This window comes from Bacillota bacterium (assembly GCA_040754675.1).
In the GTDB taxonomy this organism is placed as follows: domain Bacteria; phylum Bacillota; class Limnochordia; order Limnochordales; family Geochordaceae; genus Geochorda.
This window is the reverse complement of record JBFMCJ010000017.1, coordinates 1-20531: the sequence shown is the minus strand read 5'-3', so window position 1 is coordinate 20531 and position 20531 is coordinate 1. Positions and strand designations below refer to the sequence as shown.

Genomic DNA, 20531 nt, shown 5'->3' with positions numbered 1-20531 from the left:
TCATCGAGTGGGACGCCCAGACGGGGCGCTATCAGCTGGGGCTGGGTCTTTTCGAGCTGGGAAGCCTCGTGGTGGCGACGGCGGAGCTACGAAAGGTTGCAAGGCCCGTTCTCGAGTCAATTCACTCGGCGTGCGGCGAAACGGTGCACCTGGCCATCCTTGACGAGGGCGACGTCGTCTATATCGACAAGATTGAAAGCCGCAACAAGCTCCGTATGTACTCGGAGGTCGGCCGGCGGGCCCCGGCTCACTGCACCGGCCTCGGCAAGGTGCTGCTGGCCCACCTGCCGGACGGTGAGCTGCAGCGAGTCATCGACCGCAAGGGACTGCGGGCGTACACCTCCCGCACCATCACTTCGGCTCACGCGCTCCGGGAACACCTCGCCCGGGTGCGCCTCCAGGGATACGCGGTGGATGCAGGCGAGCACGAGGAACTGGTACGATGCGCCGCTGCCCCGGTCTTTGACCACATGGGAAAGGCCCTGGCGGCCGTGAGCGTAGCCGCCGTGGCGGTGGAGGTGGGCAGCGCCCGGTTTGAGGAACTGATCAGCCTGGTGCGGGACGGCGCGCACCGGATCTCTGCGGCGCTGGGCTATCAGGCTGGCACGGCACCCCCTGTCGCGGCCCAGAACTCGCATCAGCCCCGGGCACCTTGGCAGGTTTACCGCGTCGGAAGGAGGCACCGGCTGTGAGGGTCGCAACCTTCGAACATTCCGGTAGGGTCGGCTGGGGTGTGGTTGAAGGCGACACCGTGCTGGATGTGGCCTACTGGCTGGCCGCCCGGGGAGACCCGGGGGCCGGAAGCGTACGCTCGTTTCTTCAACACGGGGGTACGGCGCAGCGCCTCAATGACCTCGTCCTGGCAGGCAAGGAAGCCATCCACCGCCTACGTCTTGCGGAGGTGCGGTTGCTGGCGCCCATACCCGACCCGCCAAAGATCCTCTGCGTCGGTCTCAACTTCGAGGACTACCGGAAACTCCTGGGACTGGAATACCTAGCGGTCCCTCAGGTCTTCCTCAAGTCTCCCTCGGCCGTGGTCGGGCCCGATCACCCCATCGAGATCCCTTTGGGCTACGGCGAGGTTTATCACGAGTTCGAGGTTGCTGCGGTCATAGGCAAGACCAGCCGCACCCTCTCCCCCGAGACAGCCTGGGACGCCGTTTTTGGCTACACCATCTTCGATGACATCGTGCTCCACGACCTGGAACTGCTCACCCGCGAGTACCAGCAGTGGGCGAAGAACTGCGACACCTTTGCGCCCATGGGGCCCTGGATCGTCACGCGCGACGAGATCGACATCACCAATGTCACGATGGTACGCCGGCGCAACGGGCAGGAACAGGCGCGTTCCACCACCGCGGCCATGCACCGGCCCTTCAACGTGCTGCTCGCGTTCGTCAGCACGTTCATGACGCTGCACCCGGGAGACATCGTAACGTCGGCGTCTCCTCCAGCGGGCCCCATCGCCCCGGGCGACGTCATCGAGGCCGAAGTGGAGGGCATTGGGGTGCTACGCAATCCCGTCGTCGGCAGGCCCGTGGACGCTTCCTACGCCCGGTTGCTGTGGGGCAGGTCCGGATGAGCATGCCCGGCCGACGCCTTACCGGTCGCCGGGGCCAGACGGGGACGAAAGCGTATGTCTCTGGAACTTGTCACCATCGGCGAAACCATGCTGCGGCTCACGGCCCCACCGGGCTTTGGCCTGGAAAATGCTCCCCACTTCCTGGTGCACACCGCGGGAGCCGAGTCCAACGTCGCCGTCATGTTGAGCCGCTTCGGCCACCGCACCGGCTGGGTGTCCAAACTCGTCAACGACGCGCTGGGGCGGCGCATCGCCCACGACATCCGCGCTCACGGGGTGGACACGTCGCGGGTCGTCTGGGTGCCGGCGGGTAAGACTGGATCCTATTACCTCGAACTTCCCCTCAAGCCTCGAACCGGTAGGGTCATCTACGACCGGTCCGGCTCCGCAGCTTCGCAGCTGGGTGTGGAGGACGTGGACTGGGAATACGTGGAAAGCGCCCGGGCCATCCACCTGACCGGGATAACCCCCGCGCTGAGTCCCAATTGCCAGGCGGTGGTGGCAGAAGCCCTCGCGCGGGCCCGGCGCCGGGGAGCGCTCATCTCGTTCGACGTCAACTACAGGAGCCGGCTGTGGCCTTCGGAGCGGGCCGCCCACACCATCTCGGAGCTTCTGGCGGCAGGCCTGTCGGTGCTCTTCTGCACGGCCGATGACGCCTCTACCCTTTTCGGTGTCGCCGGGCCGGCAGCGCAGGCCGCCTCTCGCCTGAAGCACCTGTTCCCCTGCGACGTGGCGGTGGTGACCAGCGGCGACCGGTGTGCGGCGGTGACGTCGGAGAAGTCCTTCGAGGCCGAGGGGTACCCCATCGAGGCCCTGGACCGCGTGGGTTCCGGCGACGCGTTTGCAGCGGGCTTTCTGCACGGCTACCTACAAGGTGACGTAGGCGCCGGGCTGCAGTACGGAATGGCGCTGGCGGCGCTAAAGCACACGTTTTTCGGCGACGTCCCGTGGATCGGCCCGGTTGAGGCCCAGGCGCTGATAAGCGGGGACCGCTCTGCCTGGCGCTAGTTCCGTCAGGCCGGTGCAGGAAGGACGTGGCTCCACCGGAGCCGGAAGGCGCCGGGAGGATCTGGCGAAAGGAGGCCTTTACTTTGCGGCTCAAGGATCGGGTTGCGATCGTCACGGGGGCAGCCATGGGTATCGGAAAGGGAATCGCGACGGTCCTCTCCCGTGAGGGTGCCCGCGTCGTCGTCGCGGACATCGATGAAAGCGAGGGGCGCAAGACGGCGGAGGCCATCGAGAAGGCAGGCGGCCAGGCCATGTTCGTCGCCTGCGACGTGAGCCAGGAAACCCAGGTCAGGCGGTTGATCGAGCTCACCGTCGAGCGTTTCGGCTGCATCGACATACTGGTCAACAACGCCGGGATCGGCGTCTACACTCCCGTCCACGAGACGACGCTGGAGGCCTGGAATCGCTGCCTTGCCGTCAACCTTACCGGGGTGTTCCTCTGCTCAAAGTACGCGCTCCCCTACCTGCGGACAAGCAGGCACGGGGCCATCGTCAACATCGCCTCGGTGCACGCCTACCAGAACGTCGGCGGCACCGCTCCTTACGCGGCAAGCAAAGGGGGCGTGGTCGCACTGACGAGGGTGATGGCCATCGATTACGCGGCCGACAATGTCCGGGTTAACGCCGTGTGTCCCGGATGGATCGATACTCCTCTCATCCAGCGGATCTTCAGGGAATCAGGCGACTACGAAGAGATGCGCAAACGGGTGAGCGAACGCCAGCTGCTCCGGCGCCTCGGCACCCCGGAGGATGTCGGCCACGCGGTCGCCTATCTGGCTAGCGACGAAGCCTCGTTCGTGACCGGCACCTCTCTGTTCGTGGACTCGGGCCTCACGGCCCAGCTTGAGCAGTGGTGAGTACCGGAGGTGGAAAGTACATGGCCGGCACCGGGACACCCGCGGTCAAAAGTGGCTCTGTCGAGAGGCTCGAGCAGGCTCGGGCCGCGATGCGCAGTGAGGGTCTGAAAGCGCTTGTGTGTAGGTTACCTGAGAACATCGTCATGCTTTCGGGTTACTGGCCGGTCATCGGGCGCTCGGCGGTTATCCTGCCCGACGACGGCGAGCCGGTGCTGCTGGCCCCGGACATGGAACGCCAGGCGCTGGAGCGCGCCTTCGTGAAGGATATCCGCACCTTCAGGGTCTGGAAGCTACAGGATCCCGCCCCCGAGGCTTCTCTCGCACGCCTCATCGCGGACTTCGCCGCAAGTCACGGCCTGGCGGGAAAGCGCGTCGGTAGCGAGATGGCTTTCGAGGACATCGCTCCGACGCAGAAGGTTCTGGAGCCGTGGGGGGTTGCGGCGCCAGCCCACCGCATGCTGCAGGATGCCGGGCTGCAGGTCGTCGACGCCACCGAATTGCTCATGCGGCTTCGCGCCCGGAAGACGGCCGATGAACTCGAACGCATACGGGTGGCCAACGAGATCGCGCAGTTCGGAGTCGGTGCCTTCGTGCGCGAAGCGCGCCCGGGCATCGCGGAGCACGAACTCGCCGCGGCCGTGGAGCACGCGGTCATGCTCCACGGAACAGGGTACAGGGGCGCGATTCACGCCCGTGCCCAGGCCCTCATCTTCTCTGGTACGGCCCGCCTGCACGAGGTGGGCTGGGGCTACGCCCCCAACACCACGCGCCGCATCCAACCCGGCGAGCTGGTGATGCTGGAGCTGTGCGTCGTGGCGGACGGCTATTACTGCGACATCACGCGCATGGCCGTGGCGGGGCAGCCCTCAGCGCGCCAGCAGGAGCTCCTCTCCGTCGTCCGAGAGGCGCAGAAGGCGGCCCTTTCCGCCATCCGGCCCGGCGCGACGGGAGACCAGGTCGACCGCGCGGCACGGGACGCGTTGAAGCGCCACGGGCTGGAAGACGCGTTCGTCCACATCACCGGGCATGGGCTTGGCTTGCGCTATCATGAACGGTATCCCCAGCTCTGCCCGGGCTCGAACGACGTGCTGGAGCCTGGCATGGTGACCAGCGTAGAACCCGGGATCTACGCGCCCGATTTCGGAGGGATCCGCCTGGAGGATAACGTCGTCGTTACCCAGCAGGGCTGCCAGGTGCTCTCCGGTACGAATTGAAGGAACATCCGGGAGAGAAGCTCCATGGCCGGGGGCGCCTGCCGGGCGGGCGCCCCCTCTTTACCACCAGGGGCGTTCGTCGAGCCTATGGGCCATGGCGCCGCGCGGGCGTCAGGGCGAGCGTGGGGGCCTCGCCGTTCACGCTCAGCCCTTGCCCGGACTTGAGCAGCTCCAGGGCGCGGGATCCCGCGTAGATCGCGTAGCGATAGCCCTGCTCCGTCAGGAAGAGCTGCCGCTTGGCGGCAAAGCGCTGTTCGCTCGAGTCGGCGGTGACCAGGGAGTAAAAGCGCGCCACGTTGTCCCCGGCCTTTGGCCGCAGGATGCGCCCGAGCCGCTGCGCTTCCTCCTGCCGCGAGCCGAACGTGCCGGACACCTGGATGGCCACGCTGGCGTCCGGCAGGTCCACCGCGAAGTTGGCGACTTTCGAGACCACCAGGCACTTCACCCGGCCCTGCTTGAAGGCGGTGTAAAGCTCGTCCCGTTCGGCGTTGCTGGTGCGGCCCGTGATGATGGGAGCGTCCAGCATGCGGGCGATCTCTTCTAGCTGAGACAGATACTGGCCGACCACCAGCACCTGGTCGTTCCTGTGGTAGTCGCAAAGCGCCCGCACCAGCGGAAGCTTGGCGGGGTTCTCCGACGCAATGCGGAACTTCTCGCGGTCCTCTGCCACCGCGTAGTCCATGCGCACGGAGCCGTCCAGCGGAACGCGCAGCTCGTAGCACTCCGCCGTCGCGATCCACCGCTCCTTTTCCAGGTCCCGCCAGGGCACGTCGTAGCGCTTCGGCCCGATCAGGCTGAACACGTCCGCCTCCCGCCCGTCCTCCCGGATGAGGGTGGCGGTCAGGCCGAGCCGGCGCCGGGCCTGGATTTCGGCCGTGATCCGGAAGACGTCGGCCGGCAGCAGGTGCACCTCGTCGTAGATGATCAGGCCCCAGTCCCTGCTGTTGAAAAGCGCGAAGTGCGGGTACTCCTCGTCCTGCGGGCCCCGGTGGGTCAGGATCTGGTAGGTGGCGATGGTGACCGGTTTGATCGCCTTGGCTTCCCCGGTGTACTCCCCCACTTCCTCTTCGGTAAGCGTGGTCTTGTCCAGGATTTCGGCAATCCACTGCCGCACGGCCGTCACGTTGGTGGACAGGATCAGGGTCTGGGTGGCTGCCTTCTCCATGACCCCCAGCCCCACGACGGTCTTGCCGGCTCCACAGGGGAGCACCACGACACCGCTTCCGCCCCGTTCCGAACCGCCGGCCCAGAACGTCTCGACGGCTTCCTTCTGGTAATCGCGCAGCGCAAACGGCCGTCCCGAACGGGCCCTGGCCCGCAGCCGCACCTTTAGCGGTGCTCCCTCGACGTACCCGGCCAGGTCCTCGACGGGGTAGCCGATGTGCACGAGTGCCTGCTTGACGTGGCCGCGGAAGCGCGCGTCCACCGCGAGGCGATGCGCGTTGAGCCGCTCGATGAGGTACGGCTGAAGGCGAGGGTGGTGCGCGATCTCCTCGATGATGGCTGCATCGTCGCTCTCGAGCACCAGGTGCGCCCGAGCTCCTCGCCGGGCGGCCTTGGGCCCCGGCAGGAGCTTCACCAGGCCGTAGCGGCCCATGTAGTCTTCGATGCTCTGCAAAACAGCCAGCGGTACGTCGAACTTGCTGAAGCGTTCAAGCAGTTCGAGCACCTCGGCCGCCGACATGCCCGACGCCGCCGCGTTCCACAGCGACAGCGGCGTGATCCGGTACGTGTGGATGTGCTCGGGGCTCTTCTCGAGCTCCGCAAAGCGCGCAAGCGCGTTGCGCGCCTGCTCGTATCGAGGGTTTTCAACTTCGAGCAGAATTTCGTGATTACTTTGAACGATGACCGGGTTTGCCGGGTTATAACCCAAGTTCGTCACTCCTCGATACCGAAGCCGACCCGCTCCACCCTGCTGCCCCGCCCCGGCGCGAGAGCGCCGGCGCGACCAGCTCGGGCTCATTGCCGGGCGGGACGTAGCTCAGGTCCCTGCGGCCACGAGCCAGCGACGGCGGCGGGCGCCGTTCAATGAGCTGCCCGGACTCTTTCGCCGCCAGCCGCGCTGCGTTCTCCAGCGCCTGGGCCACCTCGGAGGCTCTCTGCGCGGGGTAGGCCACCCTGGTGCCCCGCACCCATGGCCGAACCGGATACCCGCTGGCCTCGGCAGCCGAAAGCAACGCTCCCACGTGCCGCCGCTCTATCCAGAGAACCTCCGGGGAGATGCGCTCGATGGGAATGGCGCGGCTCTTCGCACTTTCAAGGATGGCCGCCGCCACGGGGCTCTCGTCGGCGCGCACCAGGATCCCGTCCATCAGTTGCACCCGGCCCAGGGGCTTGAGGGCCTCGGCCAGCGTGAAGTGGACGTTTTGAGGAAGCTCGTGACGGGAGGATTCCTCAAGCAGCCGGATCACTTCGGCCGGAGTCCACCGCCCCGAACGCACGCACGCCGCCGCGCGTTCGACGTCGAGCTTGAGTTGCACCATCCGATCCGGGCGGGTCACCTGGGAGAGTTCGATGAGGCGGGAGAGCCGGTCGGGCCGCATGTGGCGGGGCGCCAGGATCTCGAAGTTCGGCTGGATGAACGCGGAGGGCTCGTCGGCCGGGAGCACCCGGGAAAGCTTTTCGTCGAGTCGTGGCCCATGGCTCTGTCCGTCGGCCGCATCGCCTCCCGACCAGAAAAGCTGCACCTGGTTACTGCGGGCCTCCGGCCCATCGTTGCCCCACGGGGCCCTTGCGGAGGTGAGGCCGTTGGCGTGTTCGGCGGCCGCCGGGCTCGGGCGCGCCTCTTCCTCGGCGTCGTCCTCGAGCCGTGCCGCGGAGAGCAGGGCGCCCGGGCTGCTCAGCGCCTGCCAGAAAACCTGGCCGATGGACGTGAGGCCGAAGGCTACGTCCGCCAGCGGCGGCAGCCCCTTGCGCTGGCTGGGCGCCGGCTTGATGGAGACGTTACCGGCCTGGTCGGACTCGGGCGGCGCTTCGCTCCACCGCGCCTTCCACATGAAGACGGCGCCCAGCCACGACAGCTTCTGCAGCGTCTTGATGAGGGAAACGAGCCGGTAGGCCGGGAAGGGCTCGTCTTCGAAGTGGCTGACGGCCTCGGCAAACCCCTTGACCCAGACGCCCCGCCCGGGAGCTGCCATCCATCGGGCCGCGTCCAGAGCGATGAGCCCATCCACCTCCGAGCCGCCCACCAGGGTGGCGAAGGCGGCCATCACCCTGGCCAGCCGGCGCCCTGGGGACGCCTGCAGCCACGCCGCTGCGACCGGCCCTTCCTGCAGAAACTCCGGCTCACCCTGCGAAGCCTGAACCAACCCCGCCCGCCTGGCGAGTTCGAGGAGGAACCCCATCCGGGGAGGGTGCGAGGTGGTCGGCCCGGTGTCCTGCGGCAGCGGCTCCCGGGTCGACAGGTACTCCATCAGGCGCGCCTGGGCCTTGCGGGGCAGGTGCCCGCCCGGCCCGAGCGACGCCTCTTCGGAGCGGACGAAGGCGATGAGGGCAGCGAGGTCGTACAGAAGGGCGCTCGCCGCCTCTACACCCGCCAGGTCGAAGCGCTCCTGAGAGAACGAGCTTTCCACCACGAAGGTGATGGGGGGGCGGCGCGCCCGCAGTTCTCGCGCCCCGACGGACCAGAGGGCCTCCCGGCTTTCGTCGGGCAACAGGTACAAATCGTAGCGGCGCTCGCGCACGAGCACCAAAAGCCCGGCCCGGCGCGCCTCCCAGAGTGCCGCCAGCGCCTTCTGGCGGTTGCCGGCGAAGGTGGTGACGCGGTTGAGCGCCTGGTCTGCCCCGATTCCCGCGAGTTCCGGCGCGGGCAGGCTCGCCCGAGAAAAGAGCAGCGTCAGCAGCGCCATTCGAGCCTGTGGGCTGAGCTTCCGGTATGCTTCCCCATCCAGGGGGGATGGCGGTGTACTCCCGGTCAGCTGCCTGTACTCCATTCGGATCCTCCCACATTTACATATCATTTGTTCGTGGCCTCTGTCATGTATCAGGGAACCGGCCGCCGCGTTCGCACCGTGTGGAGGCTCGGCTGCCTGCTTGCACACATCCCAGGATCCTCAGCCACCCATTGAGAATACCACACCACACCCGGCAAACGACAAGGGGGAGACAAGACCTGTGACGAAGGCCGAACGCGTTCAGCGGGCTCTGTCCGGGGGGACGCCCGATCGGATCCCGTTTTCCATATGGTGCCATTTCGGAACGCAGCATCTGCCCGGTTCTAGGACGGCTTCCATTCACGTCGATTTCTTCCAGGCCTACGACCTGGACTGGCTCAAAGTGATGAGCGACTATCGCTACCCGATGCCGCCGGGCCTTTCGGAGGTGGGTTCTGCAGACGATCTGCGCCGCTTCACCCGTTTCGGAATGGACAGCCTTCCCTTTGCCGAGCAGTTGCGGTGCCTGCGAGAGATCCGCGCCCGGATCGGAGAGCAAGCGCCCTTCATCGAGACGGTGTTTAGCCCGTTCGGCGTGGCCCGCCGCACGCTGCGTAGCCGAATGCGGCACATTTGGGAGGCTAGCCCGGCATTATTCAAAAACTTTCTGGAATCCGTCACCGAAACGCTGCAGGAGTACCTCCGGGCCGTCGCCGATACGGGCGCCTCGGGCATATTCTACTCGACGAACGGCGCAGGAGAAGACGAACTGGACTCCCGGACGTTTGAGGAGTGGGTCGTCCCCCACGACCTGGCGGTGCTGCAGGCCGCCGCCGAACTCGCAAAGGCCGGCCGCTTCTACTTCAACGTCGTCCACGTGCACGGCGAGCGGCTTCGCTGGGAACCGGTCTTCAAAGGCTACCCGGCGCACGCCTTCAACTGGTCGGTGCACCATTCGCCGCCCACGCTGGCCCAGGCCCGCCGGGCCACCACGCGGGCGCTCATCGCCGGCGTCGACGAGGTGGGCCTCACCGGTAGGACGCCATCCGAGGTGGCTGCGCAGGTACGGCAGGCCATCCGGGAGGCCGGCCCGCAGGGGCTACTCGTCGGGCCGGGGTGCGCCGTGCCGACCGAAACGCCCTCCGACCTCATCGTCGCGGCCCGCGAGGCGTGCAGGCTTTGAGCGCCGCTCACAGCCCCCAGGGCATGCCATTTCGCAGGAGGTACAGATCCTGGATGGTTGCCAGGTCCAGTTGAAAGGTCTCCTGGCTTTGGGCCGAAACAAGCTTGCGCAGCGTCTGAACAGGGGCCTCCAGCGCCCAGAGGGCCTGGCGGTCGTCCATCTGCACAAAGATCCGCTCCCCGTCCGGCACCGGCACCCGGGCCGCCAGGAGCATGCCCAGCACGCTCAGCGCCGTGATGGGCGGGAACTGGGGAGCCGGCAGCGCGTTGAAGACGAGTCCGTACCCCGGCACGTACACGCCGCCGGCGCCTGGCTCCACGAAGAGTTCTGCGGTCACGGCGTCGAGCGCCTGCTGGATGGCCTGCCAGCCAGGGACCTCCCGGTTCTGGCCCTTGCCGTTGCGGTAAAATTCAAAATACCGTTCGGTCCAGGCCAGCGCGCTCTGGAGGTCAAGCGAACCCTGCCCTACCCTTTCCAGGAGCGGCCCCCTCGGGTAGCGGCGCAGCAGGTGCTCGCTGGGGGTCACCGTTTCGCCGACCAGCTGGGCGGTATCGTGAAGATAGGGAAACGGGGCCATGACATCCTTGGCGATGACCACGGCGGAGAGCATGTCGAAGAGCCGGTCCTGGGATGTTCGAAGCTCCGGGCGGGTGTAGCGCACCACCAGGCCCAGCCTTGGTATGAACCAGACCAGGGGCGAGTACCCGCCCTCCCGGTACAGGCGCAGCTTGACGTCATCGAGGGCCTGGCGGAAGTGCTCGCCATTGATGGCCAGCTCAATGTCCCGCCGCACGAGCCCGCCCGGCTCGATGGTAACGCTTACGGTGCGCGGCAAGTAACCCGGGCGTTCGGCCGACACCTGGACGACGCCGGGGGTGCCTCGCCCCTCGAACTGAAAACTGCCGTCCGTTGCGGTCTCCGTGGCAAGGTTGAGCTGCACCACCCGCACCCGGGCTCCCTTGACCCCCATGCCGTACGGGTCTTTCACGGCCCCGGTGAAGCGCCACGCCGGTTCCTGGGCCCCGGGCTGCTGTTGGGGCGTGCCCTGGCCCGCCGCCCGAGCCGCAAGCACCAGCCCTGAGGAGGCCGGTACGGCCACAAGCCAAACGAAGACCCACGCAACGAGCGCGCGCCGGCGTGCTGCCGGTCGCCTTTTTGCCGCCTGTCCCTGCCGGAATCGATGCAATGGCCTCTACGCTCCCCCCGGCGCTCTTTCGCGGCCGCGGCGCTACTCACCCCGCCCCACTAGCTTCCACCGTCCAGGCCGTCCACCTGCCACGGGCCGCGCAGTTCCGGCACCGCCGCGCCGGGTACCACCATCAGCTCCGACGCCTGCCCCTGGACCAGCCGCAGGCGGATCCGGTATATCCTGCCGTTCGGGTCCGTGAAGAGGATGGACGCCGCTTCGCGCCCCGCCGTACCCCCCAGGAACCGGAAGGGCCCCGGGGACAGCAGCAGGTAAGGGCGGGTCGCCTGCAGGTACGCCTTGAGCTGTTCCGGCGTTTCAACGCCCATCACCCGGCGCCACTCGGCCGTGGTCAGCGCCAGCGCCTGTTCCATGTCGCCCCGGCGGGCTGCTGCCACGAACGCCTCGGCCACCCCGAACGGCGTCAACTCCGGCGCGCGCTGGAGCGCACTGAAGGCGGAACGGCCGGGGTCCCACCGGTAGGTGGTCATGGCCACCGCCCGGGCCGGCCGCCCCAGCGGGTCGAGTCGCGCCGAATCGGAAACCTCCAAGACGGCCGGCAGCGTCTCCCCGAAGTCGTACGTACCCGCCTGAACCCGCAACTCACCGCTTTGGTCCCTGTCCAGCGTGATCAGGTCCGCGCTGACGGCTAACAGCCGAGCACGGCTCCCTTCGGCACCCGAACGGGCCGGGTCAAAGAGATACAAGGACGCCTTCGGCCTGTCGACGGCGGATGGAGCGCCCACCGCGAAAGCGGGCGGCCCACCCTGCACCAGGTCCACGGTGGCAAGCGTGTACGCCGGGTAGCCCGTATCGATGACGGGTGTCAGGTCAGTGAACAGGTCCCGACCGCCCCCCGCCTCCCGGGCCAGCATCCCGAAGGCGTGCTGGATGCGCCCATCGCCGCCGTCCGGCGGCACGCCGGAGACCCAGACCAACCGGGCCCTGTCGCTGTTTGCGCGCACCTCTTCCACCCGGAGCTTGCCGGGAGGAACTTTCCATATCCAGGCGTACCGCCGGGCCAGGAGCGTCACCACTCCCTGGGTCGAGATCTCAGGCACGGTCGGCCGGGTTTCCGCCGCCGATGTGACGCCCGCTCCCAACAACACCGACACGGCCAGCGCGGCCGCCCACCTGACCGTCCCGCCGGGGCGCGATCCTTCGTAGCGGCGGGCCGCCCTGCGCGGTGGCCGGAACGTGCGCGTTTCGTCTTTCATCCGGCTGGAGGTGGCCTCCCGTTAGATCTTGCGGCGCCAGCGCAGGAGGATTTAGGAGGGCGCGGTAGATTCCCCTTCTACGGGGATCCTGTTACCGGCGCAGGGCAGGACTTGCGACCCAGGAATTTCTCTCGACACGGCGTATATCTGACCCAACCCTGGCAAGCACCGGGCCCCAAAAAGTCTTCACGAGAATGGGGGGCGAGCAGGCAGGCTATGAAGCGTACTGTTTCTGTGCTTATCGCAGGGGTTCTGCTTCTTGTCGGTGCCGCGGCCGCGAGCGCTGCTGAGCCCATCAAGATCGGTCTCAACCTGGAGATGACGGGCGCCGTTGCGGCGTACGGCCAGCAGGGCTACGAGGGCATTCAGGTGCTGCAGAAGATGATGAAGCTTGAAGCCCTCGGACGCCCGGTGGAGTTCGTGCTGGTCGACAACAAGTCGGACCGGGTGGAGAGCGCCAACGCCGCCCAGCGCCTGATCCAGCGGGACCGTGTCGTGGCCATCATTGGGCCCATGATTTCCGGCTCCATGCTGGCGGCCGGGCCCGTGGCGGAGCAGGCCAACGTCCCGATCATCGGGCCGTCCACCACCAACCCGCTCACCACCCAGGGGCGGCAGTACGTCTTCCGGGCGTGCTTCATCGACCCGTTCCAGGGCCAGATTGCCGCCCGGTTTGCGTACGAGCAGCTTGGCGTGCGGCGGGCGGCGCTCCTGGTTGACGTGGCCCAGGACTACGCTGTCGGCCTCGGCAACTTCTTTGCCCGGGAGTTCACCAAGCTCGGCGGGCAGGTCGTGGCCACCCAGTACCTGAAGACCGGCGACCAGGACTTCAGCGCGCAGCTGACTGGCATCAGGGCTGCCAACCCCGAGCTTCTCTACATGCCCAACTACTACACCGAGATCGCCCTGGCCGCGGTCCAGGCGCGCAGGCTGGGGCTCAACGTTCCCATCCTGGCGGGCGACGGTGCGGACGCGCCGGAGCTGATCCAGATCGGCGGGAGCGCCGTGGAGGGCCTGATGCACACCGGCTTCTACCACGAGAAGGCGTTCACCAACCCGCTGGCGCGCAAGTACGTTGAGACCTTCCGCCAGGTGACCGGAAAGGATCCCAACGCGTTCGGCGCTCTGACCGCTGACTCGGTGTTGATCGTCCTGGACGCCATCGAGCGCGCCGGATCCGCGGAGCCTGCGGCCATTGCCAGAGCCATGCGCGAGACGAACAACCTGGAGGTGACCACCGGCTCCGTCACCATCCAGGGTGGCGACGCCATCAAGCCGGTGGTCATCCGCAAGCTGGTCAACGGCCAGTGGCAGTATCTGGCTACCGTGAACCCGTAGGTCCCTCAAACGCCAGGGATCGCATGCAAGGCAGCCGGGCCGTCCGGGGCCCGGCCCGGCTGCCCTCGAAAAGAAAGCGAGCCGTTAAGTTGTGAACATCACCGCCGACGTGGTCGTACAGCAACTGCTCAACGGCATCAGCCTCGGGGGCCTGTACAGCCTTCTGGCCATCGGCTACACGATGGTCTACGGGATTCTCCGCCTGATCAATTTCGCTCACGGCGACGTCTTCATGGTCGGCGCTTACACGGCGTTCTACCTGGTGGGCATCTTCCGCCTGCCGTGGTGGATTGCCGCACCGGGTGCCGCTCTGTTCACCGCCCTGGTCGGCGTCACCATCGACCGGGCAGCCTACCGGCCACTGCGCAATGAGCCCCGGATCTCGGCGCTCATCACCGCGGTAGGCGTCTCGTTTTTCATCGAAAACCTGGGGCTTGTCATGCTGGGCGGGCGGCCCAAGGGCATGCCGGTGCCGGGCGTCATGGCCCGGGCGTACTCTGTTGGCCCGTTTCGCATCCCCGGCGTGACGCTGTGGGTGCCTGTGCTCACCGTCGCGCTCGTGCTGCTTCTTCTGGTGCTCGTCTACCGGACGCGAATCGGCACCGCCATGCGGGCTCTTTCCCGGGACATTGAAACGACGAGACTCATGGGCGTCGACGTGGATCGGGTGATCTCGTACACGTTCGCTCTGGGTTCGGCACTGGCCGCTGCGGGCGGCATCATGTGGTCCTTCCAGTTCCCGCAGGTCAACCCGCTGATGGGGATCTACCCGGGCTGGAAGGCGTTCACGGCGGCGGTGGTGGGCGGCATCGGGAATATCGTGGGAGCGATGATCGGGGGCTTTCTCATCGGGATCGTCGAGATCATGACGGTGGGGCTGCTTCCCCACCTGTCGGGCTACCGGGACGCTTTCGTGTTCGGGCTTCTCATCTTCTTCCTTTTGGTGAGACCGACGGGCATTCTGGGCGAGCCACTGAAGGAGAAAGTGTAAGCATTGGCTGAAGAGACCACCGGACTTGCAGCAGTGCGCCCCGCCGGCCGTGCGCTTTCGCCTTGGACCCGGCGGCTTCTGACGTTCGCCGCGCTGGCGCTGTTCGCCGTCGCCATTGCGTACATGGAGGGGCCCAACTTCAGCCCCTACTACCGGCGCATCCTCAACGTCGCGTTGATCTACGTGGTGGCAGCGGTCAGCTACAACCTGGTGAACGGCATCGCCGGCCAGTTTTCGCTCGGGCCGAACGGCTTCATGGCCATCGGGGGCTTTTTCACCACGCTCATGATGCTGCCGGTGGCGCGCAAGGAGCAGGTTTTCTTCCTTCAGCCTCTCATCTGGCCACTGTCGGAGTTCTCGCTGCCGGAGGTGCTGCAGGGAGCGCTGTCGCGCCTGATTCCCGGGAGTGCTGCGATCGCGTTCCTCTCCATGAGCCTGGGCTTCCTGGGTGCCCTCGTCCTCGCCGGCGTGATGGCAGCTCTTGGGGGACTGGTGGTAGGGATCCCGTCGCTCAGGCTCCGGGGCGACTACCTGGCCATCGCCACGTTTGGCTTCGGCGAGATCATCTTCGTGCTGGCCAACAATCTCATCTCGGTCACCAACGGGCCGCTCGGCATCCGCGACATTCCCGAGTACGCCAATCTTTGGTGGACGGGCGGTGCAGCGGTCTTCACTTTGTGGGCGGTTCAGAACCTGGTCAATTCCACGTACGGGCGGGCGCTCAAAGCCATCCGCGAGGACGAGATCGCGGCCGAGACCATGGGGATCAACGTGTTTGCCCACAAACTCCTGGCCTTTGTGGTCAGCGCCTTTTTCGCCGGCGTGGCCGGGGGGCTTCTGGCGGCGCTCTTGACCACCATCTCGCCCTCGCTTTTCACGTTCATGATGACCTTCAACCTGCTCATCATCATCGTTTTGGGCGGCCTCGGGAGCACCACCGGCGCGGCGGTCACCGCCGTCGTCTACGCCGTGCTCCAGGAGGCGCTGCGGGCGGTGGAGGCTCCCATGCGGCTTGGCCCCATTCACATCCCCGGGGTGCCGGGGATGCGCATGGTGGTCTTTTCGCTCTTGCTCATCTTCCTGATGCTCTTCTACCGGCGGGGGCTGTTCGGGCGCAGCGAGTTCACGTGGCAGGCAGCCTGGGAGACAGCGCACCGGCTTGGGGCCGCGCTCGGCGGCCTTTTCCAGCGGGGCACCGGCCGGCCCGCCGGCGAAGTTCGCAGGCCCAGGGGGCGCTGACGTGGCAGGGGCCATCCTGAAGCTGGAACATCTGACCATCCGCTTTGGCGGGCTGGTGGCCGTCCAGGACCTCGATCTGACGGTGGCCGAGGGCGAACTGCTGGGGCTCATCGGCCCCAACGGGGCCGGGAAGACGACGGTCTTCAACATGATCACGGGGCAGTATGCCCCGACGTCGGGGGCCATCCTGTTCGACGGGCAGCCCATTCACGGGTGGCCGCCGTACCGCATCACGGCGCTCGGCATCGCCCGCACGTTCCAGAACATCCGCCTGTTCCGGGGGCTCTCCGTCCTGGACAACGTGCTGGTCGGGCTGCACGTGAGGCGCAAGGCCTCCGTGCTGTCGGCGTTCGTTCCCACCCGGGGGCGGCGCCGTGAGGAGCAGGAGATGCACCAACAGGCCACGGCGCTTCTGGAGAGCGTCGGCCTCGCCCACCTGGCCTCCGAACCGGCCGAGTCGCTTCCCTACGGCCAGCAGCGGCGGCTCGAAATCGCCCGGGCCCTTGCCACCCGGCCGAGGCTGCTGCTGCTCGACGAGCCGGCAGCGGGCATGAACCCCGAGGAGATGCGGCAGCTCATGGAGTTCATCCAGGACATCCGGGAGCGCTACCACCTGACCATCCTGCTCATCGAGCACCACATGCAGATGGTCATGAACATCTGCGAGCGCATCACCGCCCTGGACTACGGCATCGCCATCGCGCAGGGGACCCCGGCGCAGATCCAACAGGATCCCCGGGTCATCGCAGCCTACCTGGGTGAGGAGCCCGCAACATGACCGGATCGGGGCACGACGGGCAAAAGCCCCCCATGCTGGAACTCGACCAGCTCCACGTTTTCTACGGCGGCATCCACGCCCTCAAGGGCGTCTCGCTGCACGTGCCAAAGGCCTCGATGGTGACGCTCATCGGCGCCAACGGGGCCGGCAAGAGCACCACGCTGCGCACCATCATGGGGCTGGTGCGCCGCCGTTCCGGGAACATCCGCCTGGAGGGCCAGGAGATCGGCAACTGGCCAACCCACCGCATCGTCGGCCAGGGCGTCGCGCTGGTCCCTGAGGGCCGCCGGGTCTTCCCCAACCTTACCGTCTACGAGAACCTGACGATGGGCGCCTACACCCAGCCCGAAAGCGCGGTTGGTGCAGATCTCGACCGGGTCTACGCCCTCTTCCCGCGCCTTGCAGAACGCCGCAGCCAGAAAGCCGGCACCCTCTCGGGCGGAGAGCAGCAAATGCTGGCCATTGGCCGCGCTCTGATGTCAAGGCCGAGGCTGTTGTGCCTCGACGAACCCTCCCTGGGCCTCGCTCCGCTCCTCGTCCGGGAAGTGATGAACGCCCTGGTCGCCATCCACCGGCAGGGCACCACGGTCCTGCTGGTCGAGCAAAACGCGAGGATGGCGCTTTCCATGGCCGAGTACGCGTACGTCCTGGAGACCGGGCGGATCGTCATGGAAGGGCCGGGCCCCGAACTCCTGGAGCACCCCAGCGTACGGCAGGCCTACCTGGGCGAGCGGGCCCGGTAAGTGCCCACGTTTCCCGGCAGGAGTTGGGCTACCTCCACCGAACAACGCGCCCACGGTCAACGGGGGGAAGATGCCGCCGATGCAGTGGAAGCCGCTTGGTGCAGAACGAATGGCCCAGGCGGATTCGCCGACCGTGGTGCTCCGGGGTGTGGGTTGGCGCATGGTGGCCATGTATCTAGAAAAGCTCGGCGGCGAGCTATCGGAGGATCACACCGGCACGCCGGCGCCTGACCGGCGACGCGTTCTGGCGGAGATTTCGGGCAAGGGCTGGCGAGCCCGGCTTCACGAGGAAGTGGAGTTCACCGGCGCGTTCCGAAGCAACCGCGTCGAGGTCAACTTCTCCGGCGAGCCGGACGCGGTGGAGCAGGTCGTCCTGGGCCTGAGGCGCATGGCCCAGCTCGAGGGAGCGTGAGGCACCGGGGCCACAAGCCCTCAGCGCCCGCCGGAGGTGGGTGCCGCGGAGCGGGCCTGGGCGCTCACCTCGGCCGCCTCGACGCTGTACATGAGCTGGCAGACGCGGTCGTCGAGCGAAGCCACCTCGCGCTGGTAGGCGTCCAGCTGGCGCTTCAGGGCCTCGAGCTCGCGCAGCATCCAGATGTTCGAAAGGAGCAGTACGCCGACCACCGCCGCATATACCATTTGCACCCACATGCCTGAGGGCTTGCGCCTCCCGCCTGGTAGAAGTCTATGCGGGGGGACGTCCTTTAGACTCGAAAACGGGTCCGGGGGCGATGCCCCCTGCCTCTCAGCCCGCCGGCACGCCCAGCAAGGTCTCGGCCGCCTTTACGGTGTTTTCCATCAGCATGGCTACGGTCATGGGGCCGACCCCGCCAGGGACCGGAGTGATGTGGCCGGCAACGAGCGAGGCGGCTTCGAAATCCACGTCTCCGGCAAGCTGGCCCTCCTCGGTGCGGTTGATGCCCACGTCGATCACGACCGCGCCGGGCTTGATCCAGTCGCCGCCGACCATCCTCGCCTTGCCCACGGCCGCCACCAACACGTCCGCCTCGCGGCAAACGGCCGGCAGGTTTTTGGTGCGGGAGTGGCAGATGGTCACGGTGGCGTGCCTCGATAGCAACAACAGCGCGGTGGGCTTCCCCACGATGTTGCTGCGCCCCACGACCACGGCGCGCTTGCCCTCAAGCTCGATCCCGGTCGAGTCGATGAGCTCCAGGATGCCGGCAGGCGTGCAGGGCACCAGGTACGGGCGGCCTTCGAGCAGGCGCCCCATGTTCATTGGATGGAAGCCGTCCACGTCCTTTTGGGGATCGATGCGGGACAAGAACGCCGCCGCTTGGAGCTGGCCCGGCAACGGCAGCTGCAGCAGCACCCCGTGGACTTCGGGGTCGTCGTTGAGCCGGTCGATCAGGTCCCCGAGTGCCCCGGCGGAGGTTTCCGCGGGCAGGTGGTGCACCCACGAACGGATGCCCAGCTCCTCGCAAGCCCGGCGCTTGTTGCGCACGTACACCACCGACGCCGGGTTGTCCCCGACCAGGATGACTGCCAGGCCCGGTACGGCGCCGTTTCGCTCCTGGAGGCGCTGCACCCGCCGGGCCAGGCGCTGGCGGACCTGAGCCGCCAGCGCTTTCCCGTTGATAATGCTGGCCGTTTGCGTCATGAGTTGCCTCCCCCGGGCCGCCGGGCCGCGACGATGATGCGGCGGCCCGTGGGGGCCGCTTCTAGGAAAGGCGCCCGGTCTCCTGTCGGGCGGTGAGGACTGGAGAGGCCTCGCCGGCAGCCGCCCTGTTTCAGGATGCCTCGACGGCGGCCGGGCGCGCCGCGATCTCCTGGTTTCCACGCCGGGACCTCAGGGTCTTGTGCTCGAGGTTGTGGATGGTCTCGATCAGGCGAACCGTCTTGGTGTGCCCGCGCATCAAAATGGAGTGGGTGCGGGCCGTCTGGCCCGTGTAGCGCACCCCCTTGAGCAGGTCGCCGTCGGTGACGCCTGTGGCGGCGAAGATCACGCGGTCGGTGCGGATCAGGTCGTCTTGCGTGTGGACCCGCTTCGGGTCGGTGAACCCCGCCGCGGCCGCTCGCGCCTCGTCCTCAGGGTTCTGGAACCAGAGCCGACACTGAAGCTCCCCGCCGAGGCACTTGAGCGCGGCCGCCGTCAGCACCCCTTCCGGAGCCCCGCCGATGCCGAGCAGCATGTCGACCCCGGTGGCCTCCAGCGCCGTCGCGATCCCGGCAGCCACATCTCCGTCGGAGATGAGCTTGATGCGGGCCCCTACCTCCCGCACCTCTTGGATGAGGCGGGCGTGCCGGGGCCGGTCCAGGATAACCACCGTCAGCTCGCTGACGCGCTTGCCAAGGACGGCGGCAACCACCCGCAGGTTCTCCCGTACCGGGGCGTTGATGTCGATGTGGCCTGCCGCCTGCGGGCCCACCGCGACCTTTTCCATGTAAAAGGAAGGTACCCTCTGGATGGCACCGCGTTCGGCGGCCACCAGCACCGAGAGCGCGTTGGGTAGCCCGTTGGCCACAAGCCGGGTGCCCTCCAGGGGGTCCACCGCAATATCGACTTCAGGCCCCTCTCCCGTTCCGACTTCCTCGCCGATATAGAGCATGGGAGCCTTGTCCTTTTCGCCTTCGCCTATGACGACGGTGCCCTTGACCCGTACCAGGTCAAGCATGCCACGCATGCCGTCCACGGCGGCGTCATCGGCCGCTTCCTTGTTGCCCTTTCCCATCCAGGGCGCCGCTCGCAGCGCGGCCGTCTCCGTCACCCGGAGAAAGTCCAGCATCACTTCCCGTTCACGATCCAGCATACCGCATACCTCCTCGCGTCGCGCACCACCACCTGTTCCCGCGACCTCACCCAGGTGGAGCGGGAACAGCAACGAACCATTCGGCTTGAGCCCGGTTTCACCTCCCGGGAGGATGTCGGATGCCATCGAAGGAGGTCGGGGGGACCGTGCGTCTTACTCTCAGTCTACGCTTCAAGATGTTGCTGACCACCGTCGTGCCTGCGATCTTCCTTCTGGCGGTGGGAGCCGCAGGCTACTACAACGTGATGCGCCTGCAGCGAGCTTTGGGTACCGTCTATGACTACAGCATCGTGGGAGCGCAGCAGGTGATGCGGGCCCAGGCGGCTTTCCAGCAGGTCGCTTTGCTGACATCGGCCCACGCCGCGGTGGTGGACTCGGGGGTGATGGATCGGCTCGCGGCGGAGATGGATGCCGCCGAACAGGAGTTCCTCGCCACCCTCGATGCCATGGCGAGCCACGCGGGAGCCGACGCAGAAGACCGGGAGCGCATCCGCCACGTCCAGGAGGTATACAGGGCGTATCAGGTCCTGAAGGAGGACGTCATCCAGAAGAGCC

20 protein-coding genes are annotated in these 20531 nt (G+C 67.1%); 13 read left to right on the top strand and 7 right to left on the bottom strand.

Annotated elements, in window-relative coordinates; all coding sequences use genetic code 11:
- The 5 genes from AB1609_02185 to AB1609_02165 form a co-directional block, all read left to right on the top strand.
- Positions 1 to 692, top strand: a 692-nt coding sequence (locus AB1609_02185) for an IclR family transcriptional regulator (GenBank protein MEW6045280.1), incomplete at its 5' end; no start/stop codon positions are given.
- The gene (locus AB1609_02180; GenBank protein ID MEW6045279.1) at positions 689 to 1582 is read left to right on the top strand and encodes a fumarylacetoacetate hydrolase family protein; all 894 of its coding nucleotides are present in this window, start codon (positions 689 to 691) and stop codon (positions 1580 to 1582) included. The genes AB1609_02185 and AB1609_02180, both read left to right, overlap by 4 nt.
- 54 nt (positions 1583 to 1636) lie before the next feature.
- Positions 1637 to 2590: a sugar kinase gene (locus AB1609_02175; GenBank protein MEW6045278.1), complete on the top strand. Its 954-nt coding sequence runs from the start codon at positions 1637 to 1639 to the stop codon at positions 2588 to 2590.
- A gap of 83 nt (positions 2591 to 2673) precedes the next feature.
- Positions 2674 to 3447: a glucose 1-dehydrogenase gene (locus tag AB1609_02170; protein ID MEW6045277.1), complete on the top strand. Its 774-nt coding sequence runs from the start codon at positions 2674 to 2676 to the stop codon at positions 3445 to 3447.
- A 20-nt stretch (positions 3448 to 3467) separates the two neighbouring features.
- The gene (locus AB1609_02165; protein ID MEW6045276.1) at positions 3468 to 4661 is read left to right on the top strand and encodes a Xaa-Pro peptidase family protein; all 1194 of its coding nucleotides are present in this window, start codon (positions 3468 to 3470) and stop codon (positions 4659 to 4661) included.
- An 85-nt stretch (positions 4662 to 4746) separates the two neighbouring features.
- Here AB1609_02165 and AB1609_02160 read toward each other — a convergent pair whose 3' ends face one another.
- Both AB1609_02160 and AB1609_02155 read right to left on the bottom strand, forming a co-directional pair.
- The gene (locus AB1609_02160; protein MEW6045275.1) at positions 4747 to 6543 is read right to left on the bottom strand and encodes a DNA repair helicase XPB; all 1797 of its coding nucleotides are present in this window, start codon (positions 6541 to 6543) and stop codon (positions 4747 to 4749) included.
- Positions 6524 to 8593, bottom strand: coding sequence for a hypothetical protein (locus tag AB1609_02155; GenBank protein MEW6045274.1), 2070 nt, complete (start codon positions 8591 to 8593; stop codon positions 6524 to 6526). The genes AB1609_02160 and AB1609_02155 overlap by 20 nt, the downstream gene beginning before the upstream one ends.
- A gap of 181 nt (positions 8594 to 8774) precedes the next feature.
- Between AB1609_02155 and AB1609_02150 the strand changes: the two genes are divergently transcribed.
- Positions 8775 to 9716, top strand: a complete 942-nt coding sequence (locus AB1609_02150; protein ID MEW6045273.1) for a uroporphyrinogen decarboxylase family protein — start codon at positions 8775 to 8777, stop codon at positions 9714 to 9716.
- Between the two features lie 7 nt (positions 9717 to 9723).
- Here AB1609_02150 and AB1609_02145 read toward each other — a convergent pair whose 3' ends face one another.
- Both AB1609_02145 and AB1609_02140 read right to left on the bottom strand, forming a co-directional pair.
- Positions 9724 to 10902: a carboxypeptidase-like regulatory domain-containing protein gene (locus AB1609_02145; protein MEW6045272.1), complete on the bottom strand. Its 1179-nt coding sequence runs from the start codon at positions 10900 to 10902 to the stop codon at positions 9724 to 9726.
- Positions 10903 to 10961: 59 nt separating this feature from the next.
- Positions 10962 to 12119 (bottom strand): hypothetical protein, encoded by a 1158-nt coding sequence (locus tag AB1609_02140; GenBank protein ID MEW6045271.1) that lies wholly within the window; start codon positions 12117 to 12119, stop codon positions 10962 to 10964.
- 216 nt (positions 12120 to 12335) lie between these two features.
- Between AB1609_02140 and AB1609_02135 the strand changes: the two genes are divergently transcribed.
- The 6 genes from AB1609_02135 (at position 12336) to AB1609_02110 (ending at position 17620) form a co-directional block, all read left to right on the top strand.
- A complete protein-coding gene (locus tag AB1609_02135) occupies positions 12336 to 13457 on the top strand; it encodes an ABC transporter substrate-binding protein (GenBank protein MEW6045270.1) in 1122 nt (373 codons plus the stop codon).
- A gap of 97 nt (positions 13458 to 13554) precedes the next feature.
- Positions 13555 to 14448 carry a branched-chain amino acid ABC transporter permease gene (locus AB1609_02130; GenBank protein ID MEW6045269.1) on the top strand — a complete coding sequence of 298 codons (894 nt, stop codon included), beginning with the start codon at positions 13555 to 13557 and terminating at the stop codon, positions 14446 to 14448.
- A 3-nt stretch (positions 14449 to 14451) separates the two neighbouring features.
- Complete coding sequence (locus tag AB1609_02125; GenBank protein MEW6045268.1) at positions 14452 to 15687, top strand: branched-chain amino acid ABC transporter permease; 1236 nt, start codon at positions 14452 to 14454, stop codon at positions 15685 to 15687.
- Position 15688: 1 nt separating this feature from the next.
- Positions 15689 to 16465 (top strand): ABC transporter ATP-binding protein, encoded by a 777-nt coding sequence (locus AB1609_02120; GenBank protein MEW6045267.1) that lies wholly within the window; start codon positions 15689 to 15691, stop codon positions 16463 to 16465.
- The gene (locus tag AB1609_02115) at positions 16462 to 17208 is read left to right on the top strand and encodes an ABC transporter ATP-binding protein (protein MEW6045266.1); all 747 of its coding nucleotides are present in this window, start codon (positions 16462 to 16464) and stop codon (positions 17206 to 17208) included. The genes AB1609_02120 and AB1609_02115 overlap by 4 nt, the downstream gene beginning before the upstream one ends.
- 79 nt (positions 17209 to 17287) lie before the next feature.
- The gene (locus AB1609_02110; GenBank protein MEW6045265.1) at positions 17288 to 17620 is read left to right on the top strand and encodes a hypothetical protein; all 333 of its coding nucleotides are present in this window, start codon (positions 17288 to 17290) and stop codon (positions 17618 to 17620) included.
- 20 nt (positions 17621 to 17640) lie between these two features.
- Here the strand turns inward: AB1609_02110 and AB1609_02105 are convergent, their stop codons facing one another.
- The 3 genes from AB1609_02105 to glpX all read right to left on the bottom strand — a co-directional run bounded on the left by AB1609_02105 (position 17641) and on the right by glpX (position 19976).
- Positions 17641 to 17847, bottom strand: coding sequence for a hypothetical protein (locus AB1609_02105; GenBank protein MEW6045264.1), 207 nt, complete (start codon positions 17845 to 17847; stop codon positions 17641 to 17643).
- A 106-nt stretch (positions 17848 to 17953) separates the two neighbouring features.
- Positions 17954 to 18826 carry a bifunctional methylenetetrahydrofolate dehydrogenase/methenyltetrahydrofolate cyclohydrolase FolD gene (gene folD / locus AB1609_02100; GenBank protein ID MEW6045263.1) on the bottom strand — a complete coding sequence of 291 codons (873 nt, stop codon included), beginning with the start codon at positions 18824 to 18826 and terminating at the stop codon, positions 17954 to 17956.
- 130 nt (positions 18827 to 18956) lie between these two features.
- The gene (gene glpX, locus AB1609_02095; protein MEW6045262.1) at positions 18957 to 19976 is read right to left on the bottom strand and encodes a class II fructose-bisphosphatase; all 1020 of its coding nucleotides are present in this window, start codon (positions 19974 to 19976) and stop codon (positions 18957 to 18959) included.
- A 119-nt stretch (positions 19977 to 20095) separates the two neighbouring features.
- Between glpX and AB1609_02090 the strand changes: the two genes are divergently transcribed.
- The coding region (locus AB1609_02090; GenBank protein ID MEW6045261.1) for an MCP four helix bundle domain-containing protein at positions 20096 to 20531 on the top strand (436 nt) is incomplete at its 3' end.